17 protein-coding genes and 1 pseudogene are annotated in these 24,323 nt (G+C 55.3%); 13 read left to right on the top strand and 5 right to left on the bottom strand.

The window, feature by feature from the left end:
* Positions 1-66 precede the first annotated feature (66 nt).
* From AB6731_RS14705 to AB6731_RS14690, 4 genes and pseudogenes are all read right to left on the bottom strand, one after another.
* A complete protein-coding gene (locus AB6731_RS14705) occupies positions 67-1,107 on the bottom strand; it encodes an NADP(H)-dependent aldo-keto reductase (RefSeq protein ID WP_025203341.1) in 1,041 nt (346 codons plus the stop codon).
* A 132-nt stretch (positions 1,108-1,239) separates the two neighbouring features.
* Positions 1,240-1,458, bottom strand: coding sequence for a YgdI/YgdR family lipoprotein (locus AB6731_RS14700; protein ID WP_020883776.1), 219 nt, complete (start codon positions 1,456-1,458; stop codon positions 1,240-1,242).
* A 128-nt stretch (positions 1,459-1,586) separates the two neighbouring features.
* Positions 1,587-2,279, bottom strand: coding sequence for a DNA mismatch repair endonuclease MutH (gene mutH, locus AB6731_RS14695; protein ID WP_032678891.1), 693 nt, complete (start codon positions 2,277-2,279; stop codon positions 1,587-1,589).
* Positions 2,280-2,433: 154 nt separating this feature from the next.
* Positions 2,434-2,499: pseudogene (locus tag AB6731_RS14690) on the bottom strand (hypothetical protein); the annotation flags it as partial.
* A gap of 463 nt (positions 2,500-2,962) precedes the next feature.
* On the opposite strand from AB6731_RS14690, the gene rppH reads away from it, so the two are divergent.
* From rppH to recD, 12 genes are all read left to right on the top strand, one after another.
* Positions 2,963-3,493, top strand: coding sequence for an RNA pyrophosphohydrolase (gene rppH, locus AB6731_RS14685; protein WP_013098553.1), 531 nt, complete (start codon positions 2,963-2,965; stop codon positions 3,491-3,493).
* Positions 3,494-3,505: 12 nt separating this feature from the next.
* The gene (gene ptsP, locus AB6731_RS14680; RefSeq protein ID WP_014171450.1) at positions 3,506-5,752 is read left to right on the top strand and encodes a phosphoenolpyruvate--protein phosphotransferase; all 2,247 of its coding nucleotides are present in this window, start codon (positions 3,506-3,508) and stop codon (positions 5,750-5,752) included.
* Positions 5,753-5,965: 213 nt separating this feature from the next.
* On the top strand, positions 5,966-6,841 hold the full coding sequence (gene lgt, locus AB6731_RS14675; protein WP_014171449.1) for a prolipoprotein diacylglyceryl transferase: 876 nt from the start codon (positions 5,966-5,968) through the stop codon (positions 6,839-6,841).
* 6 nt (positions 6,842-6,847) lie between these two features.
* Positions 6,848-7,642: a thymidylate synthase gene (thyA, locus tag AB6731_RS14670; RefSeq protein ID WP_013098550.1), complete on the top strand. Its 795-nt coding sequence runs from the start codon at positions 6,848-6,850 to the stop codon at positions 7,640-7,642.
* A 184-nt stretch (positions 7,643-7,826) separates the two neighbouring features.
* Positions 7,827-8,291, top strand: a complete 465-nt coding sequence (locus tag AB6731_RS14665) for a prepilin peptidase-dependent protein (RefSeq protein ID WP_151711765.1) — start codon at positions 7,827-7,829, stop codon at positions 8,289-8,291.
* Positions 8,282-8,842, top strand: a complete 561-nt coding sequence (locus AB6731_RS14660) for a prepilin peptidase-dependent protein (protein ID WP_223398789.1) — start codon at positions 8,282-8,284, stop codon at positions 8,840-8,842. Before AB6731_RS14665 ends, AB6731_RS14660 begins: the two co-directional genes overlap by 10 nt.
* Positions 8,839-9,240, top strand: coding sequence for a DUF2509 family protein (locus AB6731_RS14655; RefSeq protein ID WP_049023265.1), 402 nt, complete (start codon positions 8,839-8,841; stop codon positions 9,238-9,240). Before AB6731_RS14660 ends, AB6731_RS14655 begins: the two co-directional genes overlap by 4 nt.
* Complete coding sequence (locus tag AB6731_RS14650; protein WP_063925553.1) at positions 9,225-9,548, top strand: prepilin-type N-terminal cleavage/methylation domain-containing protein; 324 nt, start codon at positions 9,225-9,227, stop codon at positions 9,546-9,548. The genes AB6731_RS14655 and AB6731_RS14650 overlap by 16 nt, the downstream gene beginning before the upstream one ends.
* A 12-nt stretch (positions 9,549-9,560) precedes the next feature.
* A complete protein-coding gene (recC, locus tag AB6731_RS14645; protein WP_371006511.1) occupies positions 9,561-12,935 on the top strand; it encodes an exodeoxyribonuclease V subunit gamma in 3,375 nt (1,124 codons plus the stop codon).
* 139 nt (positions 12,936-13,074) lie between these two features.
* Positions 13,075-15,957, top strand: a complete 2,883-nt coding sequence (gene ptrA / locus AB6731_RS14640) for a pitrilysin (RefSeq protein ID WP_025203346.1) — start codon at positions 13,075-13,077, stop codon at positions 15,955-15,957.
* A complete protein-coding gene (recB, locus tag AB6731_RS14635) occupies positions 15,954-19,496 on the top strand; it encodes an exodeoxyribonuclease V subunit beta (protein ID WP_371006510.1) in 3,543 nt (1,180 codons plus the stop codon). The genes ptrA and recB overlap by 4 nt, the downstream gene beginning before the upstream one ends.
* Positions 19,493-21,313: an exodeoxyribonuclease V subunit alpha gene (gene recD, locus AB6731_RS14630; RefSeq protein WP_079231712.1), complete on the top strand. Its 1,821-nt coding sequence runs from the start codon at positions 19,493-19,495 to the stop codon at positions 21,311-21,313. The genes recB and recD overlap by 4 nt, the downstream gene beginning before the upstream one ends.
* Positions 21,314-21,347: 34 nt before the next feature.
* Here recD and argA read toward each other — a convergent pair whose 3' ends face one another.
* Positions 21,348-22,679: an amino-acid N-acetyltransferase gene (gene argA / locus AB6731_RS14625; RefSeq protein ID WP_020883786.1), complete on the bottom strand. Its 1,332-nt coding sequence runs from the start codon at positions 22,677-22,679 to the stop codon at positions 21,348-21,350.
* A 226-nt stretch (positions 22,680-22,905) separates the two neighbouring features.
* On the opposite strand from argA, the gene amiC reads away from it, so the two are divergent.
* Positions 22,906-24,159, top strand: a complete 1,254-nt coding sequence (amiC, locus tag AB6731_RS14620; protein WP_371006509.1) for an N-acetylmuramoyl-L-alanine amidase AmiC — start codon at positions 22,906-22,908, stop codon at positions 24,157-24,159.
* The last annotated feature ends 164 nt before the right edge of the window (positions 24,160-24,323 follow it).

Here is a 24,323-nt window from a genome sequence, read left to right as displayed (position 1 = left end):
TCAGCGCCTTTTCACAAGCGGGTGCAAACATTAAAAACGGCAACAGAGGTTGCCGTTTTGTTTTTTTTACGGTGCCGGATAGGTATAAACCTGATGCACCGCGTCAATCTCCGCCAGCACGTCCTCGCTCAGGTCCAGATGGAAACTCTCAATGTTGGTTTTCAACTGTTCCATCGTCGTTGCGCCCAGCAGGGTGCTGGCCACAAACGGCTGACGGCGTACGAAGGCCAGTGCCATCTGGGCAGGATCGAGCCCGTGACGCTTCGCAATATCAACGTAGGCCGCGACGGCTTTCTGCGTCTGCTCGCCGCTATAGCGGGTAAAGCGGCTGAAAAGCGTATTACGCGCGCCGGCCGGCTTCGCACCGTTCAGGTATTTACCCGTCAGCGTACCAAAGCCCAGGCAGGAATAGGCGAGCAGCTCAACCTCTTCATATTGCGTCACTTCGGCCAGACCCACTTCGTAACTGCGGTTGAGCAGGCTGTAGGGGTTCTGGATGGTGACAATGCGCGGCAGATCGTGTTTATCAGCCAGGTGCAGGTAGCGCATAACGCCAAAAGCCGTTTCGTTAGACACGCCGATGTAGCGGATTTTGCCCGCTCGCTGGCATTCGGTCAGCGCTTCCAGCGTTTCAAGCAGCGTAACGGCGGGAGCGCTTTCGTTCCAGCTGTAGCCGAGCTTACCAAAGCAGTTGGTTGGACGCTGCGGCCAGTGTACCTGGTAGAGATCAAGATAATCGGTTTGCAGGCGCTTCAGGCTGGCATCCAGCGCGGCACGGATATTCTTGCGATCGAGGATCTGGTTTGGGCGGATCCCGGCATCGCTGTTACGCGCAGGGCCGCTGACTTTCGAGGCGATAACCAGTTTTTCGCGATTGCCGCGTTTTGCCAGCCAGTTGCCGACGTAGGTTTCGGTAAGCCCCTGCGTTTCCGGGCGTGGAGGAACAGGGTACATCTCTGCGACATCAATCAGGTTAATGCCCTGGCTGACGGCATAATCGAGTTGTGCATGGGCATCGGCTTCGCTGTTTTGTTCACCAAATGTCATCGTGCCCAACCCCAGTTGGCTTATCTCCAGAGAGCTGTGGGGGATACGGTGATAATGCATAGCCGGCTTCCTTCAATAGACATGTAGACCGCGTCAGGAACCTCCCGACAAAGGAATATAAACATGGCAGAGGGGAAGCAAAAGGGGAAGAAAAAAATCAAAAAGGCCAGCAAGGTACTGACCTCTCTCTGTTTATCGCTCGATAATTTGCGAGACTTCGTCGCGATTGATCTGCATTTTATTCCCGGACTGATCGCGGTAGCTGACCAGGCCGGTGTCATCATCGACTTCCGGCTTGCCGTCTGTCAGGATCATCCGGCCATCTTTTGTCGCCATCACGTAATCGCTGCTACAGCCCGATACTGCAAACGCTAATCCGACTGCTGAAATTAACACTGCCCATTTTTTCATCGTTATCGTCCTCACCTGGCTCGTATCAAATCATAGTGTAGTAATAACCCGATATTTCGACAGGAGGAAGCGGTAAAATCTTAAAAACCAGGTGATTATGTTTGAGCGCTCTCAAAATAAGTAAAAAACTACGTTTTGAGTAAGAAATGGCGAGCAAGGAGCGCCCCGGTAAAGTTCTTTTTGAGATAAAAACCGCGTGGCAATGTCAGTATCGGCTCGCCCCGGGCACCGATTGCTTCCGTGAGCGCTTTACTGTTCGCCGCCTTTGGCCGCAGCTGTAACACCTCTCCGTGTCGGGCGGTGATGCGCTCAACCTGACCGAGGACAATCATATCCATCAGCTCTTCCCAGTCCAGACGCAGCTGATGCTCTTCATCTTCATCCGGACTCCACAACAGCGGTGCGCCAACCCGGCGTTCAGCCAGCGGGATCTGACGTTCTCCTTCTACGGGAACCCAAAGCACGCGCTTCAGTTTATGGCGAACGTGACTGGTTTCCCACGTCACACCGGTATTCCCGGTTAACGGTGCAACGCAGACAAATGTCGTTTCCAGGGGCTTCCCAAGGCTATCGATGGGAATGGTTTTTAACTCTACGCCCAGGGCGGCGAAATCCTGCTCCGGTTTACTCCCTGCGCTTGCACCCAGCCACAGCTCCAGCAGCATGCCGATCCAGCCTTTATCCCGCTTCAGATCCTGAGGGATCGGCAGGCCAGCCATTGCCGCCAGCTCGCCAAGCGAAAAGCCAGCCAGACGCTGCGCCTGCTGTAGCAACTGGGTTTCGCTGGACGGCGGTGAAAGCAAGGGTAAAAGCGAATGCATGAAGGTAACCTTTTGATTAAAAAATACACTAAGAAATTGTCCCCTGTGGATAGAGTTTAACTTTTTCTGTACGAATATGCCATGTGCATGATTTATAGGTTTTTTTAGTACACTAAAAATGGATGGCGAGGGACAAAAATTCGGTTGTTCAATTCTGGTCACTGACAATGAACAGGATCTTACACCATGTTATCCACAGAAAAGTGGGATAACTGGGCATAACCCTGACTACTGTTTCAATTTACAGCCTTGACGTGCGACGAAAATCCAATTTTCAAACAAATTGTGCCTAACTTATTGGCACAATCTGTGGATAAAACCGACGCTGTTCGATCTTTCATCAGCACAACGATCCCTGATGTGACGATCGTCACGCTTAAGCGGTGTGGGTTGGTTTTATGACGATTAACTTTATGAAAATAATGATTTTATTTTTTATTGGTAATGGAGGGAGATTGACGGCGGCTGAGGTTGTTCATCGGTAATCAGACACTTCTTCACAACTATATCCACAGAAAAGGTGAATAAAATTCCCCTCAGAGCCGCTCATCTGTTTATAACTCTGCCTGTATTTGTGAGTTATTCAAATGTTATTAGGTTGCAGCCCTGTAAGAGAGTGGTTTACCGCCTCCCTGTAGTGTGAAACAATCATTCATATATAAGGTTTAGTTTGGGGTAGTCCGGTGATTGATGACGATGGCTACCGCCCGAACGTAGGAATAGTAATTTGTAATCGTCAGGGCCAGGTGATGTGGGCCCGTCGATATGGTCAGCACTCCTGGCAGTTCCCGCAAGGCGGGATCAACCCGGGAGAGTCCCCAGAACAAGCGATGTACCGGGAGCTGTTTGAAGAGGTTGGTTTAAGCCGAAAAGATGTTCGCATCCTGGCTTCGACCCGCAACTGGTTGCGTTACAAGTTACCGAAACGTTTGGTGCGTTGGGACACAAAGCCGGTTTGTATCGGCCAGAAACAAAAATGGTTTCTACTGCAGTTGGTGGGCAACGATTCAGATATCAATATGCAAACCAGCAGTACGCCGGAGTTTGATGGCTGGCGTTGGGTGAGCTATTGGTATCCTGTTCGTCAGGTCGTGTCATTTAAACGCGATGTTTACCGTAGGGTGATGAAAGAGTTCGCAAGTGTTGTCATGCAGCTTCAGGAGATCCCGCCTAAGCCGCAGAGCGCACCTGCCTGGCGACGTAAAAGAGGTTAAGCTACGCAAATCATGCTCACCCGCTTGCGAGAAATAGTCGAGAAGGTGGCCAGTGCGCCGCGTCTGAATGAGGCGCTGAACATTCTGGTTACCGACATCTGTCTTGCGATGGAGACCGAAGTCTGTTCGGTGTATCTGGCCGACCACGATCGGCGTTGCTATTACCTGATGGCGACCCGTGGTTTGAAAAAGCCACGTGGACGCACCGTAACGCTCGCGTTTGATGAAGGTATCGTTGGTCTGGTTGGGCGACTCGCCGAACCTATCAACCTTGCCGACGCGCAAAAACACCCCAGCTTTAAATATATCCCCTCCGTAAAAGAAGATCGTTTCCGCGCCTTCCTGGGCGTGCCGATTATTCAGCGCCGTCAGCTGCTTGGTGTGCTGGTGGTACAGCAGCGTGAGTTGCGTCAGTACGATGAAAGCGAAGAGTCTTTCCTCGTCACGCTGGCCACGCAGATGGCCGCGATCCTCTCCCAGTCCCAGTTGACGGCACTGTTTGGTCAGTATCGTCATACGCGTATTCGCGCGCTTCCGGCGTCGCCGGGCGTCGCTATCGCCGAAGGCTGGATGGACGCCACTCTGCCGTTGATGGAGCAAGTGTACGAAGCCTCAACGCTTGATGAAGCGCTTGAGCGTGAGCGTCTCACCGCCGCGCTGGAAGAGGCGTCGAATGAGTTTCGTCGCTACAGCAAGCGCTTTGCCGCTGGGGCGCAAAAAGAGACGGCGGCCATTTTTGACCTCTACTCGCACCTTCTCTCCGATGCACGTCTGCGCCGCGAGCTTTTTGACGAAGTCGACAAAGGTGCGGTTGCGGAGTGGGCGGTTAAAAAGGTCATCGAAAAATTTGCCGAACAGTTTGCGGCACTGACCGACGGTTACCTGAAAGAGCGGGCCGGTGATTTACGCGCCCTGGGGCAGCGTTTACTGTTCCATCTTGATGACACTATTCAGGGCGCGAATGCCTGGCCAAAACGTTTTGTGCTGGTTGCCGATGAACTCTCCGCGACAACGCTGGCTGAACTGCCTCATGACCGCCTGGCGGGCGTAGTGGTACGTGATGGCGCGGCGAACTCGCACGCGGCCATTATGGTGCGCGCGCTGGGAATTCCCACCGTTATGGGGGCGGATATCCAGCCATCGGTGCTGCACCGACGCACCCTGGTGGTCGACGGTTATCGCGGTGAGCTGTTGGTTGATCCTGAGCCGGTTCTGCTTCAGGAATACCAGCGCCTTATCAGCGAAGAGAATGAATTAAGCAAGCTGGCAGAGGATGACGTTAATCTGCCCGCGCAGCTCAAAAGCGGCGAGCGAATCAAAGTCATGCTCAACGCAGGTTTAAGCCCCGAGCATGAAGAGAAGCTCGGCAGCCGCATCGACGGTATCGGCTTATACCGCACCGAAATCCCGTTCATGCTGCAAAGTGGCTTTCCCTCTGAAGAGGAGCAGGTTGCGCAGTATCAGGGCATGCTGCAGATGTTTAACGACAAACCGGTCACCCTGCGCACCCTTGATGTCGGGGCAGATAAACAGCTGCCGTACATGCCGATCAGTGAAGAAAACCCGTGCCTGGGCTGGCGTGGGATACGCATTACGCTCGATCAGCCTGAGATCTTCCTGATCCAAGTGCGTGCCATGCTGCGCGCGAATGCGGCGACGGGTAACCTCAGCATTTTACTGCCGATGGTCACCAGCATTGATGAGATTGACGAGGCGCGGCGTCTGATTGAGCGTGCCGGTCGTGAAGTCGAAGAGATGATTGGCTATGCGATCCCCAAACCACGAATTGGGGTGATGCTTGAAGTGCCGTCTATGGTCTTTATGCTGCCGCAGCTGGCTAACCGTGTCGACTTTATCTCGGTCGGTACCAATGACCTGACGCAGTATATTCTGGCCGTCGACCGTAACAACACGCGTGTTGCCAGCATCTATGACAGCCTGCACCCGGCGATGATCCGGGCGTTAGCGATGATCGCGCGAGAAGCCGAACAGCACGATATTGATTTGCGCTTGTGTGGTGAAATGGCTGGAGATTCGATGTGCGTTGCAATCCTGATTGGGCTGGGGTACCGCCACCTCTCCATGAACGGCCGTGCGGTTGCCCGCGTGAAGTACCTGCTGCGGCATATCGATATTGAGGATGCCCGCGAGCTGGCTGAACGCAGTCTTGAAGCGCAGCTGGCCGCCGAAGTGCGTCATCAGGTGGCTGCTTTCATGGAACGACGCGGTATGGGCGGCCTGATTCGCGGCGGTCGCTAATACGTACTTTTCTCCTCACTCCGTCCTCGTCCTTTGTGACAGGGCGGAGGTGAGGATATAACACACTCCTCTATACACATCTTTTACATCTCTGGCGCATCCTCCGCGTCCGCCTTATGCTATGATTCGCAACTTTGGAGCCTCTGCTAACAGCAGAATCGCATTTCTACCGCTGTCCACTTTCAGCGGAATAACAACATCTTGTGGTGACAGATGAACAGTGGTTATCTGCATTTTCCGGAATTTGATCCGGTCATTTTCTCAATAGGACCTGTTTCGCTTCACTGGTACGGTCTGATGTACCTGGTCGGCTTCATTTTTGCCATGTGGCTTGCTGGCCGTCGCGCCAGTCGTCCCGGCAGTGGCTGGACCAAAAACGAAGTCGAGAACCTGCTGTATGCAGGCTTCCTTGGCGTGTTCCTGGGCGGCCGTATTGGGTATGTTCTGTTCTATAACCTCCCGGTATTCCTGAACGATCCACTCTACCTGTTCCGCGTCTGGGATGGCGGCATGTCCTTCCACGGCGGGCTGATTGGTGTGATCCTGGTGATGGTGATTTTTGCCAAACGCACCAAACGCAACTTCTTCCAGGTGTCAGATTTTATCGCGCCACTGATCCCGTTTGGTCTGGGAGCAGGACGTCTGGGCAACTTTATCAATGGTGAGCTCTGGGGGCGTGTCGACCCGAGTGTCTCCTTTACCATGCTGTTCCCGGGCTCGCGTGCAGAGGACATGGCGCTGTTGCCGTCTCATCCTGAGTGGCAATCCCTGTTCGATACTTACGGTGTTCTGCCGCGCCACATGTCTCAGCTTTACGAGCTGGCGCTGGAAGGTGTGGTGCTGTTTATCATCCTGAATCTGTTTATCCGTAAACCGCGTCCGATGGGGTCTGTCTCCGGTCTGTTCCTGATTGGCTACGGTGCATTCCGTATCATCGTCGAGTTCTTCCGCCAGCCGGATGCACAGTTCACCGGCGAATGGGTACAGTACATCAGCATGGGGCAGATCCTCTCCATTCCGATGATTGTCGCGGGTGTCATTATGATGATTTGGGCGTATCGTCGTCGTCCACAGCAACAACTTTCCTGAGGAACCATGAAACAGTATCTTGAACTGATGAAAAAAGTGCTCGATGAGGGCACGCCGAAAAATGACCGTACCGGTACCGGCACGCTCTCCATTTTTGGCCACCAGATGCGCTTCAATCTGCAGGAAGGTTTTCCGCTGGTGACGACAAAGCGCTGCCACCTGCGCTCGATCATTCATGAACTGCTCTGGTTCCTGCAAGGCGATACCAACGTTGCGTATCTGCATGAAAACAACGTCTCTATCTGGGACGAATGGGCAGATGAAAACGGCAACCTGGGCCCGGTGTACGGTAAGCAGTGGCGCGCATGGCCTACGCCGGATGGCCGCCATATTGACCAGATCACCACCGTGATGAACCAGCTGAAAAACGATCCGGACTCGCGCCGTATTATCGTTTCCGCCTGGAACGTCGGCGAGCTGGACAAAATGGCACTGGCACCGTGCCATGCGTTCTTCCAGTTCTATGTGGCAGACGGTAAGCTCTCCTGCCAGCTCTATCAGCGCTCCTGCGACGTGTTCCTCGGCCTGCCGTTCAACATTGCCAGCTATGCGCTGTTAGTGCATATGATGGCGCAGCAGTGCGATCTGGAAGTGGGCGATTTCGTCTGGACCGGTGGGGATACCCACCTCTACAGCAACCATATGGAACAGACGCATCTCCAGCTGACTCGCGAACCGCGCGCCTTGCCTAAGCTGATTATCAAACGCAAACCGGAATCCATTTTTGATTACCGCTTTGACGATTTTGAGATTGAGGGTTATGACCCTCATCCTGGCATCAAAGCGCCCGTCGCTATCTGAGGCCGTCAATCGTGACATAACCGGTGCTGTTTAGCGCCGGTTTTTTTTCGCCTTCTTCCCGCTTTCCGACGCGTAATCCAGAACGTATGCAACACACTGCAACCGCTTAACTTTCCTTGATAAGGGCTCGTAAAACGGTCATCCGTTGCTCGTCAATTCCAGGCCATTTCGCCACACTCCCGGCATGAAAAAAGAGAACGGTTTTACGCTTATCGAAACCCTGGTGGCTATCTCGCTGGTGGTCATTCTCAGCGCCTCCGGGCTATACGGCTGGGACAACTGGCAACGGCAGCAACGGCTCTGGCAAACCGCCGGGCAGGTGCGTGATTACCTGGTATTTCTGCGTAATGACGCAAACCGGCACAACCGTGACCACCAGGTCACACTGCGACGCGACAGGGGTGTCACCTGTCTGATGAGCGCATTCGTGCAGGGCTGTGATAAGGGCAGTCCGTTTGTATTTATTCCCCTGTGGCCGGAGATCACGGTAAGTGAAATAACGCCGTTATTTGGCTTCTATGGACTCAGGGATACGGCATGGGCAGGGCGAATACGCCTGCAAAGTCGTGCAGGAGAATGGCTCGTCATTGTCTCGAATGGAGGGCGAATCAGGATGTGCAATGTCACAGGAGAAGGTTCATGTCCCTAAACCAGCAGGGTTTCTCACTGATGGAAGTTCTGATTGCCACGGCGATCAGCAGTCTGTTACTGATAAGCGCCTCGCGCTTTTTACCGGGCTTGCAGCGGGCTGTTTTACAGCAGTCCGGTCAGCGGGAGCTTGAGGAGGAGGTGTGGCAACGCCTTTTTTCCCTCGGCAAACAGCTTCAGCGTGCGGGGTATTGCGCCGGAAACTGTGCGGGGCAGGGACTGACGATCGGCAGGCAAGGTCGCTGTGTCATTGTACGGTGGGATGCAAACAGTAACGGTAACTGGGATAGCTCGTCTTCGGAAAACGACAGCACAGGTTTTCGTCTGGAATCAGGTGCACTGGAGACCCTGCATGGGGCGACATCGTGTGAGGGTAAAGGATGGGAGAAACTCACTGACCCCAACAGGCTTCTCATCCAGCACTTTGTGGTGAGTCAAGTTGAGCATGCGGGGTTTGCCCCCCAGCTGAATATTGAAATGACCGCCCTTCGTCAGGGCGAGCAGGGGGTGCCTTGTCAGGCTTTTTATGGCGTCACGGGGTACAACCTGTGAACCGGCAGCGCGGGATGTCCTCGCTGGCGCTGGTGTTACTTTTACTGGTGTTGGGCACGCTGATCCTCACCGGCCTCAATCAGCAGCTGGCCACGTTTAGCGCACTGGTGGGCGGTGAGAGCCGCTCGGTTCAACAGCAGGCATCCGTGCAGTCAGCGCTTGAATGGGGACGCGTTCAGAGCTGGTTATCTGAGCCTGAGATCCAGTGCAAAAAGGTATCGGCGTGGCGAGTTTGCCTGCGGCTACTGAATGAAGCGCGTGTGCTGCTTATCGCCGGGAGTGATGACCTGCTGCTATGGCGCAGAGGCGAAATCATCGACGGTAAGATCCATTTCTCGCCACACGGCTGGAGTGATTTTTGTCCGCTTAAGGAGAATGCGTTATGCCAGTTGCCGTGAGCAGAGAAAAAGGCTTTAGCATGGTTGAGGTGTTACTGGCGATGATGCTGCTGGTGATGATTGTCACGGCACTGTCGGGTTATCAGCGGGCACTGGCGACGCGGTTCTCCATGTTTAATCAGTATCGTCAGCTCTGGCACCATGCCTGGAATCAGTCTCAGCTTTCAACAATTGCTCTCCCGGCAGGCTGGCAGGTCAGTCGGGGGCAGACAACACTCTCTGGATGTGTCAGCATCACGGTTACACTTATTTCTCCTCTGGGGCGGCGCGGCGAGATGACGCGTCTGCATTGCCCGGTTAGCCAGTAGTCGGGAGCGTCTATGTTAAGGGTCTACCACTCAAATCGTCTGGATGTGCTGGAAGCGCTGATGGAATTTATCGTTGAGCGCGAGCGGCTTGACGATCCTTTTGAGCCAGAAATGGTGCTGGTGCAGAGCACCGGTATGGCACAGTGGCTGCAGATGTCGCTTTCGCGTAAATTCAGCATTGCCGCAAATATCGATTTCCCGCTGCCCGCGAGTTTTATCTGGGAGATGTTTGTCCGCGTGTTGCCGGACATCCCGGAACAGAGTGCCTTCAACAAGCAAAGCATGGGCTGGAAGCTGATGGCATTGCTGCCGGACATGCTGCAGCATGATGAATTCGTCATGCTGCGCCACTACCTCAATGACGACACCGATAAACGCAAACTGTTCCAGCTGGCATCGCGCACCGCCGATCTCTATGACCAGTATCTGGTGTATCGCCCGGAATGGCTGACTCGCTGGGAAGCGGGCGAGCGGGTCGACGGGTTACCGGAGGCGCAAGTCTGGCAGGCACCGCTCTGGAAAGCGCTGGTGGAACACACTGAGAAACTCGGCCAGCCGAAGTGGCACCGTGCAAACCTCTACCAGCGGTTTATCTCCATACTGGAAAACAGCGCTGAGCGACCAGCCCGGCTGCCCTCTCGCGTATTTATCTGCGGCATCTCGGCGCTGCCACCGGTGTATTTGCAGGCGCTGAGTGCGCTGGGTAAACACATCGACATACATATCCTCTTTACCAATCCGTGTCGCCAGTACTGGGGCGACATTCAGGATGAACGCTGGCTTTCGCGGCTGGTGTCTCGTCAGAGACGACGCCTGTTTGAAGAGCGTACCGTGCCACTGTTTAAAGACAGCGCGTCTGCCGCACAGCTATTTGATGAGCACGGCATTCAAAATCTGCCGAACCCGCTACTTGCCTCCTGGGGAAAGCTGGGCCGTGACTACATTCACATGCTCTCAGACATCACGTCGTCAGGCGAAGGGGATGTGGATGCCTTCGTCGAGATCGCTCCGGATAGCCTGCTGCATAATATCCAGCTCGACATTCTGGATCTCGAAAACCGCGCCGTCATGGGCGTTACGGCGAAAGAATTTGAACGCAGCGACAGTAAGCGCAAGCTGGACGGCGACGATCGCAGCGTCACGATCCACGTTTGCCACAGCCCGCAGCGCGAGGTTGAAGTGCTTCACGATCAACTGCTGGCGATGCTGCAGGACGATCCTGAGCTGACGCCACGTGACATTGTGGTGATGGTGGCGGATATCGACAGTTACAGTCCTTTTATTCAGGCTGTTTTTGGGAGTGCGACAGGTGAACGCTACCTGCCGTACGCCATTTCTGACCGACGGGCCCGCCAGTCTCATCCGGCCTTGCAGGCCTTTATTACTTTGCTTTCATTACCGGATAGCCGGTTTATCTCCGAAGATGTCCTGGCATTACTGGATGTCCCAGTCCTGGCCGCACGTTTCAATATCAATGAAGAGGGGCTGCGTTACCTTCGTCAGTGGGTTAACGAGTCCGGGGTACGCTGGGGCATTGATGATGACAACGTTCAGGCGTTCGAGCTTCCTCCCACCGGCCAGCACACCTGGCGGTTTGGCCTGACGCGTATGCTGCTGGGCTATGCGATGGAAAGCAGTCAGGGCGAGTGGAATGAAGTCCTGCCCTACGATGAGTCCAGCGGGTTGATCGCTGAGCTGGTCGGTCATTTAGCTTCCCTGCTGATGCAACTTAACCGCTGGCGGCTTGAGTTGATGCAGCCGCGTCCGCTGGATGCGTGGCTCCCGGTTTGCAGGGCATTGCTCAATGATTTCTTCCTGCCGGACAGTGATACTGAAGCCGCTATGGCGCTCATTGAAACGCAGTGGCAGGCAATCGTCGAAGAGGGCGTGAGTTCCCACTATAACGAGGCTATCCCGTTGTCATTGCTGCGCGATGAGCTGACGCAACGGCTCGATCAGGAGCGAATTAGCCAGCGTTTCCTGGCAGGCCCAATCAATATTTGCACCCTGATGCCAATGCGTTCTATCCCGTTCAAAGTGGTGTGCCTGCTCGGAATGAATGACGGTATATACCCACGCGCCCTGGCGCCGCTGGGTTTTGATCTGATGAGTGCGAATCCAAAGCGGGGCGATCGTAGCCGTCGTGACGATGACCGCTATCTCTTCCTTGAGGCGCTCATTTCGGCTCAACGTCAGCTGTATATCAGCTATATCGGCCGCTCTATCCAGGACAACAGCGAGCGCTTTCCTTCTGTTCTGGTGCAGGAACTGGTGGATTATATCGGGCAGAGCCACTATCTGGCGGGGGATGAAGCCCGTAACTGTGATGAAAGCGCGCAGCGAGTGAAGGCGCATATCACCCGCTTCCATAGCCGCATGCCGTTTGACCCGGTGAACTACGTGGTCAGCGATCATCAGAGCTATGCCCACGAATGGCTGCCTGCGGCGAAAAAAGAGGGGAGAGCGCATACCGATTTCATTCAGGAGCTTGATCCTCGCCCGATAGACACCCTGACCTTTGAACAGCTTCAGCGGTTTTGGGGGCATCCGGTACGCGCTTTCTTCCAGCAACGGTTGCAGGTCAATTTCCGTTCTGAAGAGAGTGAAATTCCTGATGCAGAGCCGTTTACGCTGGAAGGGCTGGAGCGTTATCAGCTAAACCTGCAGCTGCTGAACGCGCTGGTTGAAGAGGAAGATGCCGACAAGCTTTACCGCCGCTACCGTGCTGCGGGGCAGTTACCCTACGGGGCGTTCGGAGAAATTGTCTGGGAGGCGCAGCGCCAGGAGATGGAAGCTCTGGCAGAACGCGTGAGGGAATGCCGGCAACCCGGAACCAGTCTTGAAATCGATCTCAACTGCCAGGGTGTGCAGCTCACGGGCTGGCTAACTCAGGTACAGCCGGATGGGCTCCTGCGCTGGCGTCCTTCCATGCTTAGCGTTTCACAAGGTTTGCAACTCTGGCTCGAACATCTTGTCTACAGTGCTGGCGGCCATAAAGGCGAAAGCCGTATTTTTGTCCGCAAAGAGGGCGAATGGCGCTTTCCGCCGATGGACGCAGAGCAGGCGTTACGTTATTTATCCTTGTACGTTGAAGGCTACCTGCGGGGAATGAATAAACCGCTCCTGCTACTGCCCGAGAGCGGTGGCGCCTGGATAAAAGCTTGTTATGACGCACAGAATGATGCCATGTTAACGGATGACGCTTCACTGCAGAAAGCACGGAGTAAATTCATGCAGGTGTATGAAGGTAACATGATGGTGCGCGGCGAAGGTGAGGATGTCTGGTATCAACGTTTATGGCGAACGCTTGAGCCTGAATACTTCGAGGCTATCACGGAAGAAGCACAACGCTACCTGTTACCGTTGTTCAAATTTAATCAGTCCTGAGTGCTGTATAAAAATTGCGCAGCATGGGGTGTTCATTTATGATGCACTTCTTATCACGGACTGATGTACCCAAAGAAAGAGATGTTGGTGAGTCCAGCACGCAGTTTGTTAATGATGTAGCCGTGATAAAGAGGTCGTAATGCCAGGCAGCACCTTGTTCAAAGCGTTTGTTTTGTTTGTCGCCCTTTGGGCACCTTTCACTCAGGCAGGCTCCGGTTGGCAACCCATTCAGGAAACTATCCGTAAGAGCGAAAAAGATACCCGTCAGTATCAGGCTATTCGCCTTGATAACGGGATGACTGTGCTGCTGGTTTCCGATCCGCAGGCGGTAAAATCCCTGTCGGCACTGGTGGTGCCGGTTGGGTCGCTGGAAGATCCGGAAGCCCACCCTGGGCTTGCACACTATCTGGAACATATGACGCTTATGGGTTCCAAAAAATACCCACAGCCAGATAGCCTGTCCGAATTTCTCAAAATGCATGGCGGCAGCCACAACGCCAGCACGGCGCCGTACCGTACAGCCTTCTATCTCGAAGTTGAGAATGATGCGCTGGGAGGTGCAGTGGATCGTCTGGCGGATTCTATCGCGGCTCCCCTGCTGGATAAAAAATACGCTGACCGCGAACGCAATGCCGTTAATGCTGAACTGACCCTTGCCCGTACGCGAGACGGGATGCGCATGGCGCAGGTGAGTGCAGAAACCATTAACCCGGCGCACCCGGGATCGCGTTTTTCCGGTGGTAACCTGGAGACGCTGAGCGATAAACCGAACAGCCCGGTGCTGGATGCCCTGCATGCCTTTCGCGATAAATACTACTCCGCCAATCTGATGAAAGCGGTCATCTACAGCAACAAACCGTTGCCTGAGCTGGCAAGCATGGCGGCACGGACGTTTGGCCGGGTACCGAATAAAAATATCGACCTGCCGCAGATAAACGTTCCTGTGGTCACGGACGCGCAAAAAGGGATCGTTATCCACTACGTTCCTGCACTGCCGCGTAAAGTGTTACGCGTTGAGTTCCGCATTGATAACAATACGGCGCAGTTTCGCAGCAAAACCGATGAACTGGTCACCTACCTGATTGGCAACCGTAGCCCGGGAACACTTTCTGACTGGCTGCAAAAACAAGGGCTAGTGGAAGGTATCCGTGCCGACTCCGATCCGGTTGTGAACGGCAACAGCGGCGTGCTGGCGATCTCCGCCACCCTGACTGACAAAGGTCTGGCTCACCGTGATGACGTCGTAGCGGCTATCTTCAGCTACCTCTCTTTGCTGCGCGATAAAGGCGTCGATAAACGCTACTTTGATGAACTGGCGCACGTGCTGGATCTCGATTTCCGTTATCCGTCTATTACCCGCGACATGGATTACGTTGAGTGGCTGGCGGATACCATGATCCGTGTGCCGGTGGAACATACCCTCGACGCGGTCAATATTGCCGACCAGTATGACGCCGACGCGGTAAAAGCCCGCCTGGCGATGATGACGCCGCAGAATGCCCGCGTCTGGTATATCAGCCCGAACGAACCGCATAACAAAATGGCCTATTTTGTCGATGCCCCTTACCAGGTGGATAAAATCAGTGACCAGACCTTCGCCGACTGGCAGAAAAAGGCCGGTGAGATCGCGCTTAAATTGCCGGAGCTGAACCCCTACATTCCGGATGATTTCTCGCTGATTAAAACCACGAAAGCCTATCCGCACCCGGAACTTATCGTTGACGAGCCGACGCTGCGCGTGGTGTATACGCCAAGCCGCTATTTCGCGAGTGAACCGAAAGCCGATGTGAGCGTGGTTCTGCGTAACCCAAAAGCAATGAACAGCGCTAAAAATCAGGTGATGTTTGCGCTCAATGACTATCTTGCCGGTATTGCACTCGATCAGCTTAGCAATCAGGCGGCCGTCGGCGGGATAAGCTTCTCGACCAACGCCAATAACGGTCTGATGGTCAATGCCAACGGCTACACCCAGCGTCTGCCGCAGCTGTTCCAGGCGTTACTGGAAGGTTATTTCAGTTATACCCCGACCGAAGAGCAACTTGAGCAGGCCAAATCCTGGTATGCGCAGATGATGGATTCTGCCGAGAAGGGTAAAGCGTATGACCTGGCGCTCATGCCGACGCAAATGCTTTCGCAAATTCCCTATTTCCAGCGCGAAGATCGCCGGGCGCTGCTGCCCTCTATCACCTTAAAAGATGTGCTGGCGTATCGTGATGCGCTGAAAACGAACACGCGTCCGGAGTTCCTTATCGTCGGGAATATGAGTGACGTACAGGCCAAAACACTGGCAGAAAATGTCCGTACGCAGCTTGGTTCAAAAGGCGACGAGTGGTGCCGCAACCAGGACGTACTGGTTGAGAAAAAACAGAATGTGATTTTTGAAAAGGCGGGTAACAGCACGGATTCTGCACTGGCCGCTGTGTTTGTACCCACGGGTTATGATGAATTCACCAGTACCGCGCAGAGTGCGGTGCTGGGGCAGATTATTCAGCCGTGGTTCTACAACCAGCTGCGTACAGAAGAGCAGCTTGGTTACGCGGTCTTTGCCTTCTCCATGAACGTGGGTCGCCAGTGGGGGCTGGGCTTCCTGCTGCAAAGCAGTGATAAACAGCCTGCTTATCTCTGGCAGCGTTATCAGGCATTCTTCCCACAGGCGGAAGCGAAGCTGCGGGCGATGAAGCCGGAGGAGTTTGCTCAGATTCAGCAGGCCGTCATCGCGCAGGTGATGCAGCCGCCGCAGACGCTGGGTGAAGAAGCATCACAACTGAGCAAAGATTTTGATCGCGGTAATCTGAAATTTGATTCGCGTGATAAAGTAGTGGCCGAGATAAAACAGCTGACGCCGCAGAAGGTTGCTGATTTCTTCCACCAGGCGGTGGTTAAACCGCAGGGAATGGCGATTCTGTCGCAGGTTTCCGGTAGTCAGAACGGGAAAACGGACTACGTTAACCCGAAAGGCTGGACGATCTGGAAGAGCGTCAGCGCGCTGCAGCAATCTATGCCCTGGAGTAAGAAAGAATGACCGATACCGCTGAGCCCCTTAATCCCTTACGTTTACCTCTACAGGGTGAACGATTGATTGAAGCCTCAGCGGGAACGGGAAAAACCTTCACCATCGCCGCGCTCTATCTGCGTCTTCTGTTAGGGCTTGGTGGTAACGCCGCTTTTCCACGTCCGTTAAGCGTGGAAGAGCTGCTGGTGGTCACCTTCACCGAGGCCGCTACCGCTGAGCTGCGCGGTCGTATTCGTGCCAATATTCATGAGCTGCGCATCGCCTGCCTGCGCCAGACCACGGATAACCCTCTCTACGCCAGCCTTCTTGAAGAGATTGCAGATAAGCAACAGGCCGCCCAGTGGCTGCTGTTGGCGGAACGGCAGATGGACGAAGCGTCCGTTTTCACCATTCATGGTTTTTGTCAGCGCATGCTGAGCCTGAATGCGTTTGAATCCGGAATGCTGTTTGAACAGCAGCTCATTGAAGATGAATCTGTGCTTCGCTATCAGGCCTGTGCGGATTTCTGGCGTCGCCACTGTTACCCTTTATCGCGCGATATCGCTGAAGCGGTCCATGCGTTGTGGAAAGGTCCCGAAGAGCTTCTTCGCGCTATCGACCGTTATCTTCAGGGCGAAGCGCCGGTTATCAAATCTCCGCCACCTGCTGACGAAACGCTGGCTTCACGGCATGAAAAGATTGTCGGAAAAATTGCTGCGCTCAAGCAAAAATGGAATGAGTCTGTCGGTGAGATTGAGGCGATCATCGAAAACTCCGGGATCGACAGACGTAAATTTAACCGCGGCAACCAGGGTAAATGGATCGAGAAGATCAGCGCCTGGGCGCAGGAAGAGACGCGCGGTTATCAGCTTCCGGACGCACTGGAGAAATTCTCGCAGCGTTTTTTGATTGAGCGGACTAAAGCCGACGGCATTGTGCCTGAGCATCCTCTGTTTGTTGCGATTGAATCGCTGCTCGCTGAGCCACTTACGCTCAATGACCTGATGATCACCCGCGCCATGACGGAAATTCGCGAAGCCGTATCACGTGAGAAACGTCGCCGTGGCGAACTGGGTTTTGACGATATGTTGAGCCGCCTTGATGCGGCGCTGTGCAGTGAAAACGGCGAAGCCCTTGCCTGCGCGATCCGTACCCGCTTCCCGGTAGCGATGATTGACGAATTTCAGGATACGGACCCTCAGCAGTACCGTATTTTCCGCCGCATCTGGCGACAACAGCCCGACACCGCGCTGTTGTTAATCGGCGATCCGAAACAGGCCATTTACGCCTTCCGCGGTGCGGATATTTTCACCTACATGAAGGCCCGCAGTGAGGTAGAGGCGCACTATACGCTGGATACCAACTGGCGCTCTTCCCCGGGCATGGTGCAAAGCGTCAATGCGCTGTTTAGCCGCATGGATACGGCGTTTATGTTCCGTGAGATCCCCTTTCAGCCGGTAAAGTTTGCCGCAAAAAATAGCTCGTTGCGTTTCGAATTCAACGGGGTGACGCAGCCAGCCATGAACTTCTGGCTGCTGGACGGTGAAGGCTGTGGCGTCGCGGACTATCAAAATGCCATGGCCCAGCATTGTGCCGCGCAGATCCGTGACTGGCTCAGCGCTGGTGCGCGTGGCGAGGCGCTGTTGTGGAAGGAAAATGAGTCAGCCCCCGTGAAGGCGTCTGATATCACGGTGCTGGTGCGCAGTCGTCAGGAGGCGTCGCTGATCCGCGATGCACTTACCCTGCTGAACATCCCGTCCGTGTACCTCTCAAACCGTGACAGCGTTTTTGAAACCCTGGAAGCACAGGAGATGTTGTGGCTGCTTCAGGCCGTGCTGTCTCCGGAGCGCGAAAGTACGCTTCGCAGCGCACTAGCCAGCGCAATGCTCGGTCTGAACGCCCGTGACATTGATGCACTCAATAATGACGAAGCCGCATGGGATGCGGTCGTCGAAGAGTTCGTTCACTACCGTGAGCGATGGCAGAAGCGCGGTGTGATGGCGATGGTGCGCGAGCTCATGGCGAAGCGACACCTTGCGGAGAATATGCTCGCGACAGCAGGCGGTGAACGCCGTCTGACCGACATTTTACATATCAGTGAGCTGTTGCAGGAGGCGGGCACGCAGCTTGAAAGCGAACATGCTCTGGTGCGTTGGCTGGCGCAACAGATTGCTGACCCAAACAGCAACGCCTCCAGCCAGCAGATGCGTCTTGAGAGTGATAAACATCTGGTACAGATCGTCACGATTCACAAGTCGAAAGGCCTGGAGTATCCGCTGGTCTGGCTGCCGTTTATCGCCAATTACCGCGTGCAGGATCAGGCCTTTTACCACGATCGCGAATCGTTCGACGCGGTGCTCGATCTCAGTAAAGCGGAGTCCAGCGTTGAGCTGGCCGAGGCCGAACGTCTGGCAGAAGATTTACGCCTGCTCTACGTGGCATTGACCCGTTCGGTCTGGCACTGCAGCCTGGGCGTGGCGCCGCTATTCCGCCGTCGTGGCGACAAGTCGGGGGAGAGCGATTTCCACCTGAGCGCGCTGGGGCGACTCATTCAGCTCGGTGAGCCCAAAGATGCTGCCGGATTGCGCCAGTGCATCGAGTCGCTGTGCGGCGAGCATGTTGCCCTGCACATTCCGTCGCCACCCGATAACAGCCGCTGGCAGATGCCGGACTGGCGGGAATCTGAACTGGAAGCCCGGCAGATTCTGCGCACCATTGCCGACGACTGGCGCGTTACCAGCTACTCCGGGTTACAGCAGCACGGGCAGAGCATTGCGCAGGACCTGATGCCAAAGCTGGATATTGATGCCGCCGGAGCCGGTAGCGTACCTGTTGAGCCTGCGCTTACGCCGCATCAATTTCCACGCGGCGCGTCACCGGGAACCTTTTTGCATAGCCTGTTTGAAGAGCTTGATTTTACCCAGCCTGTCTCTGACGAATGGGTCCTGAAGATGTTACAGAGTGGGGGCTATGATGCACAATGGCAGCCGGTCCTCACCGAGTGGATCCGCGCTATTCTGCACGCCCCGCTCACGGCAGAGGGCCTCTCTCTCAGCCAGTTGACCGCCAAAGATAAACAGGTGGAGATGGAGTTTTACCTTCCCATCGCCAGCCCGCTGCGGGCTGACGCGCTTGATGCGGTGATCCGCGAGTATGACCCGTTGTCTGCCGGTTGCCCGCCGCTGAACTTCCGCCAGGTGCAGGGGATGTTAAAAGGCTTTATCGACCTGGTTTTCCGTCACGAAGGGCGCTACTACCTGCTGGATTACAAATCAAACTGGCTGGGTGAGAACAGCGAAGCCTACACCCAGCAGGCGATGGCATCCGCCATGCAAATGCATCGCTACGATCTGCAGTACCAGCTCTACACTCTGGCGCTGCATCGTTATCTGCGCCATCGCATTGCTGACTACCGTTACGAAGAGCACTTTGGTGGGGTGATTTACCTTTTCCTGCGCGGTGTGGATGCGGCTGACCCGCGTTCAGGCATCTTTAGCACACGCCCGCATGCGGCACTGATTGAGAAAATGGATAACTTATTTGCAGCAAACACGGAGGAAGTGACATGACGATGCAGGAATTGTTGCTGGAAGCGGTAGAACAGCGACTACTGCGCCACCTGGACGTACAGTTCGCCATGATGGTGTCAGGTGATGAGCCTGCCGTGATGCTCGCCGCTGCCATCCTGAGTAAAGACGCAGGGGAAGGGCACGTTTGCCTGCCGCTTTCGCGTCTGGCGATGGATGAGAAAATGCCCGCGGCCCTGCAGTCCTGCTTTGCTCTGCTGGGAGAATCCGTGGACTGGCCGACGGTGTTGCACCGTTCGCCTGCCGTCAGCGCAGCCGATAGCCAGACACCCATGATCCTGACGGGCGATCGTTTGTATCTCAACCGACTGTGGCGTAATGAACTGGCGGTCGCGCGTTTTTTCAGCGAGACCAATGCGCCTCTTCCCTGCGATGAAGCCCAACTGCGGCAAACGCTGGATACCTTGTTTACCTCTGTTGAGGCGACTGACTGGCAGAAAGTGGCGGCGGCCGTGGCCTTAACACGGCGGATCTCCGTCATCTCTGGCGGCCCGGGAACCGGTAAAACCACCACCGTGGCCAAACTGCTTGCCGCCCTGATTCAGTTATCAGGTGAGCAAAAGTGCCGTATTCGTCTGGCGGCCCCTACTGGCAAAGCGGCGGCGCGCCTGACCGAGTCGTTAGGTGGTGCGCTGCAGAAGTTGCCACTCACCGGGGAGCAGCTTGCCCTTTTCCCAAACGAAGCCAGCACGCTGCACCGGCTGCTGGGCGCTCAGCCGGGAAGTCAGCGTCTGCGCTATCACGCCGGTAACCCGTTGCATCTGGATGTGCTGGTGGTGGATGAGGCGTCAATGATCGACCTGACGATGATGGCGCGGTTGATTGATGCTCTGCCAGCGCACGCCCGCGTCATTTTCCTGGGCGATCGCGACCAGCTTGCCTCGGTGGAAGCCGGGGCGGTGCTGGGAGATATCTGCACTTATGCAAGCCTGGGATATACCGCTGAACGCGCTGAGGAGCTGTCCCGTCTGACCGGCTGTTCGCTCGCCAGTGAAAACCATTCCCTGGCGGGGGCGCTGCGCGACAGCCTGTGCCTGCTGCAAAAAAGCTACCGTTTCGGCAGCGACTCGGGCATCGGTCAGCTGGCTTCGGCTGTGAACAGAGGCGACCGGCAGACGACCTGTGCGGTATTTGACGGTCAATTCACCGATATCGAGAAAAAATCGCTGCAAACCGGGGAAGAGTATCAGGCGATGCTTGATGACGCCCTGCAGGGGTATCAGCATTTCCTGACGGGTGTACAACAGCAATGCACGCCGGCACAGGCGCTCGCCGCCTTTGGCGAGTATCAGCTACTGTGCGCACTGAGGGAAGGGCCATTTGGCGTAAGCGGTCTGAACGACAGGTTCGAACAGCTCCTGGGCCAGAAACGCAAAATCCACCGCACCCCGCACTCGCGCTGGTATGAGGGACGCCCGGTGATGATCGCCCGCAACGATAGCGCGCTGGGGCTGTTTAACGGGGATATCGGGATTGCCCTCGATCGTGGACTGGGGCTGCGCGTCTGGTTCCAGATGCCGGATGGAAGCGTGAAATCCGTTCAGCCCAGCCGTCTGCCTGAACATGAAACGGCCTGGGCAATGACGGTGCATAAGTCTCAGGGCTCCGAGTTCAACCATGCGGCGCTGATCCTGCCGACACAGCTTTCGCCCGTCATTACCCGCGAACTGATTTATACCGCCATTACGCGCGCGCGTCAGCGCCTGTCGCTGTATGCCGATGAACGTGTGCTGCTACAGGCGATTGCCACCCGCACGGAACGTCGAAGCGGCCTGAGCGCGATATTTGAATCCCTTTAAGCGATAGCCCCCACCGGGTGGTGAGGGCTTCGTATTATCCCAGATCGGCCATCAGCACTTTTGATCGGCGCTGATAGTTGTACATCTCTTTCTTACTCTCCGGCAGTGATTCAATGTCCACCGGTGTAAATCCGCGCTCCTGGAACCAGTGAATGCTGCGCGTAGTCAGCACGAACAGCTTGTTCAGCCCCATCTGACGCGCCTGAGCCGCCACGCGCTCAAGCAGCATTTCACCCCGTGAAGAGCTCCGGTAGTCAGGATGCACCGCCACGCAGGCCATTTCTCCGATCTGCTCTTCCGGGAACGGGTAGAGGGCGGCGCAGGCAATGGTCAGGTTATCGCGCTGAATAATGGTGAATTTGTCGATCTCCATCTCCAGCTGTTCGCGGGAGCGCCGAACCAGAATGCCCTGCTGTTCCAGTGGGCGAATCAGCTCCAGAATTCCGCCGATATCATTGATGGTGGCGCGACGGATCTGCTCCGCGCTCTCCATCACAATCTGGGTGCCGATACCATCGCGGGAGAACAGTTCCTGCAGCAGGGCACCGTCTTCCTGATAGCTGATCAGGTGGCTACGACGCACGCCGCTGCGGCAGGCCTTCACGGCACCGCGCAAAAAACGCACGGTACCCGAGTGGTAATCCCCTTCGGCTTCCAGCGCTTCCACGCGAGCCTGGGCCTCATTCGGGAAGAGCTCTGGCACAATCACCCCTTCATCATTCACGACGCCCTGGGAAGAGCAAAACCCAATCATTTTCTCCGCCTTCAGCTTGATGGCCAACTGAGTGGCAATCTCTTCTGAGGTGAGGTTAAAGCTTTCACCGGTCACGGACACTGCCACAGGCCCCATCAGCACGATGGCACCGCTGTCCAGCTGGCGGTGAATGGCCTCTTCATCGATACGACGAATACGTCCGCTATGGCAATAGTCCACGCCATCGTCCACGCCGAGAGGCTGAGCGATGATAAAATTGCCGCTCACAACGTTGATGTGCGCGCCCTGCAGCGGTGTGTTGTTAAGGCTCATCGACAGGCGAGCGGTAATATCCAGCTGCAGCAAACCCGCCGCCTGTTTCACCAGCTCAAGGGTTTTCGCATCCGTGACGCGGGTATGTTTATGGTAAATCGGCTCGTGGTGATGCGCGGCCAGGTTGGCATCAATCTGCGGGCGCGCGCCATACACTACAACCAGGCGGATCCCGAGGCTGTGCAGCAGGCCAATGTCATTGACGATGCTGGAAAAGTTTTCATGCTCAATGGCTTCGCCGCCGAGCATGATAACAAACGTTTTCCCCCGATGGGCGTTGATATAGGGAACAGAATGGCGGAATCCCTGGACCAGTTCGGTTCTACGTTCCTTCACCATGACACAACCCTTAATGAATGTTTATTCGTAATTTCTGTATTTTTATTCGATTGTGGCCGTGTGTGCAAGCCTAAATTTTCTGCGACCCACAGAAATTGATAAGTAATCCGTGCGTTAGCGTATGAATGTTTACCCTTTTATAGATGACAGTTTATGCGTCATTCGTTAAAGTTTTCGGTCAATTTAGCGATTTTGTAAATCAATCACTTTCTTGCTCGGGAGAAGCATGTCGGGATCCAATTCAGCAATAAGCCGCCGCCGGTTGTTAAAAGGGGCAGGGGCGATGTGGTTGCTTAGCGTCAGCCAGGTGGGTCTTGCCGCCACCAGTCAGGTGGTGGCGGTGCGCGTCTGGCCGTCGTCGACCTATACACGCGTTACGGTAGAATCCAATCGGGTGCTGAAATATAAGCAATTTGCCCTCAGCAATCCTGAGCGTGTGGTGGTGGATCTCGAAGGTGTTAACCTCAACTCTGTGCTTAAGGGAATGGCGGCGGAGATCCGCGGCGACGATCCGTTTATCAAATCGGCGCGCGTGGGTCAGTTTGATCCGCAAACCGTGCGCATGGTGTTCGAGCTGAAGCAAAACGTTAAACCGCAGCTGTTTGCCCTGGCACCTGTTGCGACGTTTAAAGAGCGTCTGGTCATGGATCTCTACCCGGCGAATGCGACGGATATTCAGGATCCGCTGCTGGCATTACTGGAAGACTACAACCAGGGTAACCTGGAGAAGCAGGTGCCACCGGCCCAGAGCGGTCCGCAGCCCGGAAAAGCAGGGCGCGATCGCCCGATTGTGATCATGCTTGATCCTGGCCATGGCGGCGAAGACTCGGGCGCAGTGGGGAAATATCGTACCCGGGAAAAAGATGTGGTGCTGCAAATCGCCCGTCGGCTGAAGGCGCTGATCGATAAAGAAGGCAATATGCGCGCCTATATGACGCGAAACGAAGATGTCTTTATTCCACTGAAAGTCCGCGTGGCGAAAGCCCAGAAGCAGCGTGCAGACTTGTTCGTCTCGATCCATGCCGATGCGTTTACCAGCCGCCAGCCGAGCGGTTCGTCGGTGTTTGCGCTCTCGACTAAAGGGGCAACCAGCACCGCCGCAAGATTTCTGGCTGACTCTCAGAACGCCTCGGACCTGATTGGCGGCGTGAGCAAAAGTGGCGACCGCTATGTCGACCACACCTTGTTTGATATGGTGCAGTCGCTGACCATCACCGACAGCCTGAAATTTGGTAAAGCGGTGCTGGGCAAGCTAGGCAATGTTAATAAGCTGCACAAAAACAGCGTTGAACAGGCCGGGTTCGCGGTGCTGAAGGCCCCGGATATTCCGTCGATTCTGGTCGAGACCGCGTTTATCAGTAACGTGGAAGAAGAGCGTAAGCTCAGGACGGCAAAATTCCAGCAGGAAGTGGCAGAGTCGATTCTGGCAGGGATCCGGGCGTATTTCTCAGATGGGGCGACGCTGGCAAGGCTTGGGTAGTTGAGTGCGCCGGGTAAACGCCCGGCAGTTTCACACACCGCAGATACAAAAAAACACCCTGAAGGGTGTTTATTGTTTTTAGAAGTGTTGGTTGCGGGGGCCGGATTTGAACCGACGACCTTCGGGTTATGAGCCCGACGAGCTACCAGGCTGCTCCACCCCGC

Origin of the sequence: Enterobacter sp. RCC_40 (assembly GCF_041360735.1) — a bacterium.
GTDB lineage: Bacteria > Pseudomonadota > Gammaproteobacteria > Enterobacterales > Enterobacteriaceae > Enterobacter > Enterobacter ludwigii.
The sequence above is the reverse complement of the archived record's forward strand: the minus strand, read 5'-3'. Positions and strand labels throughout refer to the sequence as shown.

Bases quoted from the DNA above. Each gene is read 5' to 3' on its own strand.
- argA (WP_020883786.1), bottom strand. From the start codon at position 22,679: ATGGTGAAGGAACGTAGAACCGAACTGGTCCAGGGATTCCGCCATTCT.
- thyA (WP_013098550.1), top strand. From the start codon at position 6,848: ATGAAACAGTATCTTGAACTGATGAAAAAAGTGCTCGATGAGGGCACG.
- AB6731_RS14660 (WP_223398789.1), top strand. From the start codon at position 8,282: ATGTCCCTAAACCAGCAGGGTTTCTCACTGATGGAAGTTCTGATTGCC.
- AB6731_RS14650 (WP_063925553.1), top strand. From the start codon at position 9,225: ATGCCAGTTGCCGTGAGCAGAGAAAAAGGCTTTAGCATGGTTGAGGTG.
- ptsP (WP_014171450.1), top strand. From the start codon at position 3,506: ATGCTCACCCGCTTGCGAGAAATAGTCGAGAAGGTGGCCAGTGCGCCG.
- ptrA (WP_025203346.1), top strand. From the start codon at position 13,075: ATGCCAGGCAGCACCTTGTTCAAAGCGTTTGTTTTGTTTGTCGCCCTT.
- AB6731_RS14700 (WP_020883776.1), bottom strand. From the start codon at position 1,458: ATGAAAAAATGGGCAGTGTTAATTTCAGCAGTCGGATTAGCGTTTGCA.
- mutH (WP_032678891.1), bottom strand. From the start codon at position 2,279: ATGCATTCGCTTTTACCCTTGCTTTCACCGCCGTCCAGCGAAACCCAG.
- recC (WP_371006511.1), top strand. From the start codon at position 9,561: ATGTTAAGGGTCTACCACTCAAATCGTCTGGATGTGCTGGAAGCGCTG.
- amiC (WP_371006509.1), top strand. From the start codon at position 22,906: ATGTCGGGATCCAATTCAGCAATAAGCCGCCGCCGGTTGTTAAAAGGG.
- lgt (WP_014171449.1), top strand. From the start codon at position 5,966: ATGAACAGTGGTTATCTGCATTTTCCGGAATTTGATCCGGTCATTTTC.
- AB6731_RS14665 (WP_151711765.1), top strand. From the start codon at position 7,827: ATGAAAAAAGAGAACGGTTTTACGCTTATCGAAACCCTGGTGGCTATC.
- recD (WP_079231712.1), top strand. From the start codon at position 19,493: ATGACGATGCAGGAATTGTTGCTGGAAGCGGTAGAACAGCGACTACTG.
- recB (WP_371006510.1), top strand. From the start codon at position 15,954: ATGACCGATACCGCTGAGCCCCTTAATCCCTTACGTTTACCTCTACAG.
- AB6731_RS14705 (WP_025203341.1), bottom strand. From the start codon at position 1,107: ATGCATTATCACCGTATCCCCCACAGCTCTCTGGAGATAAGCCAACTG.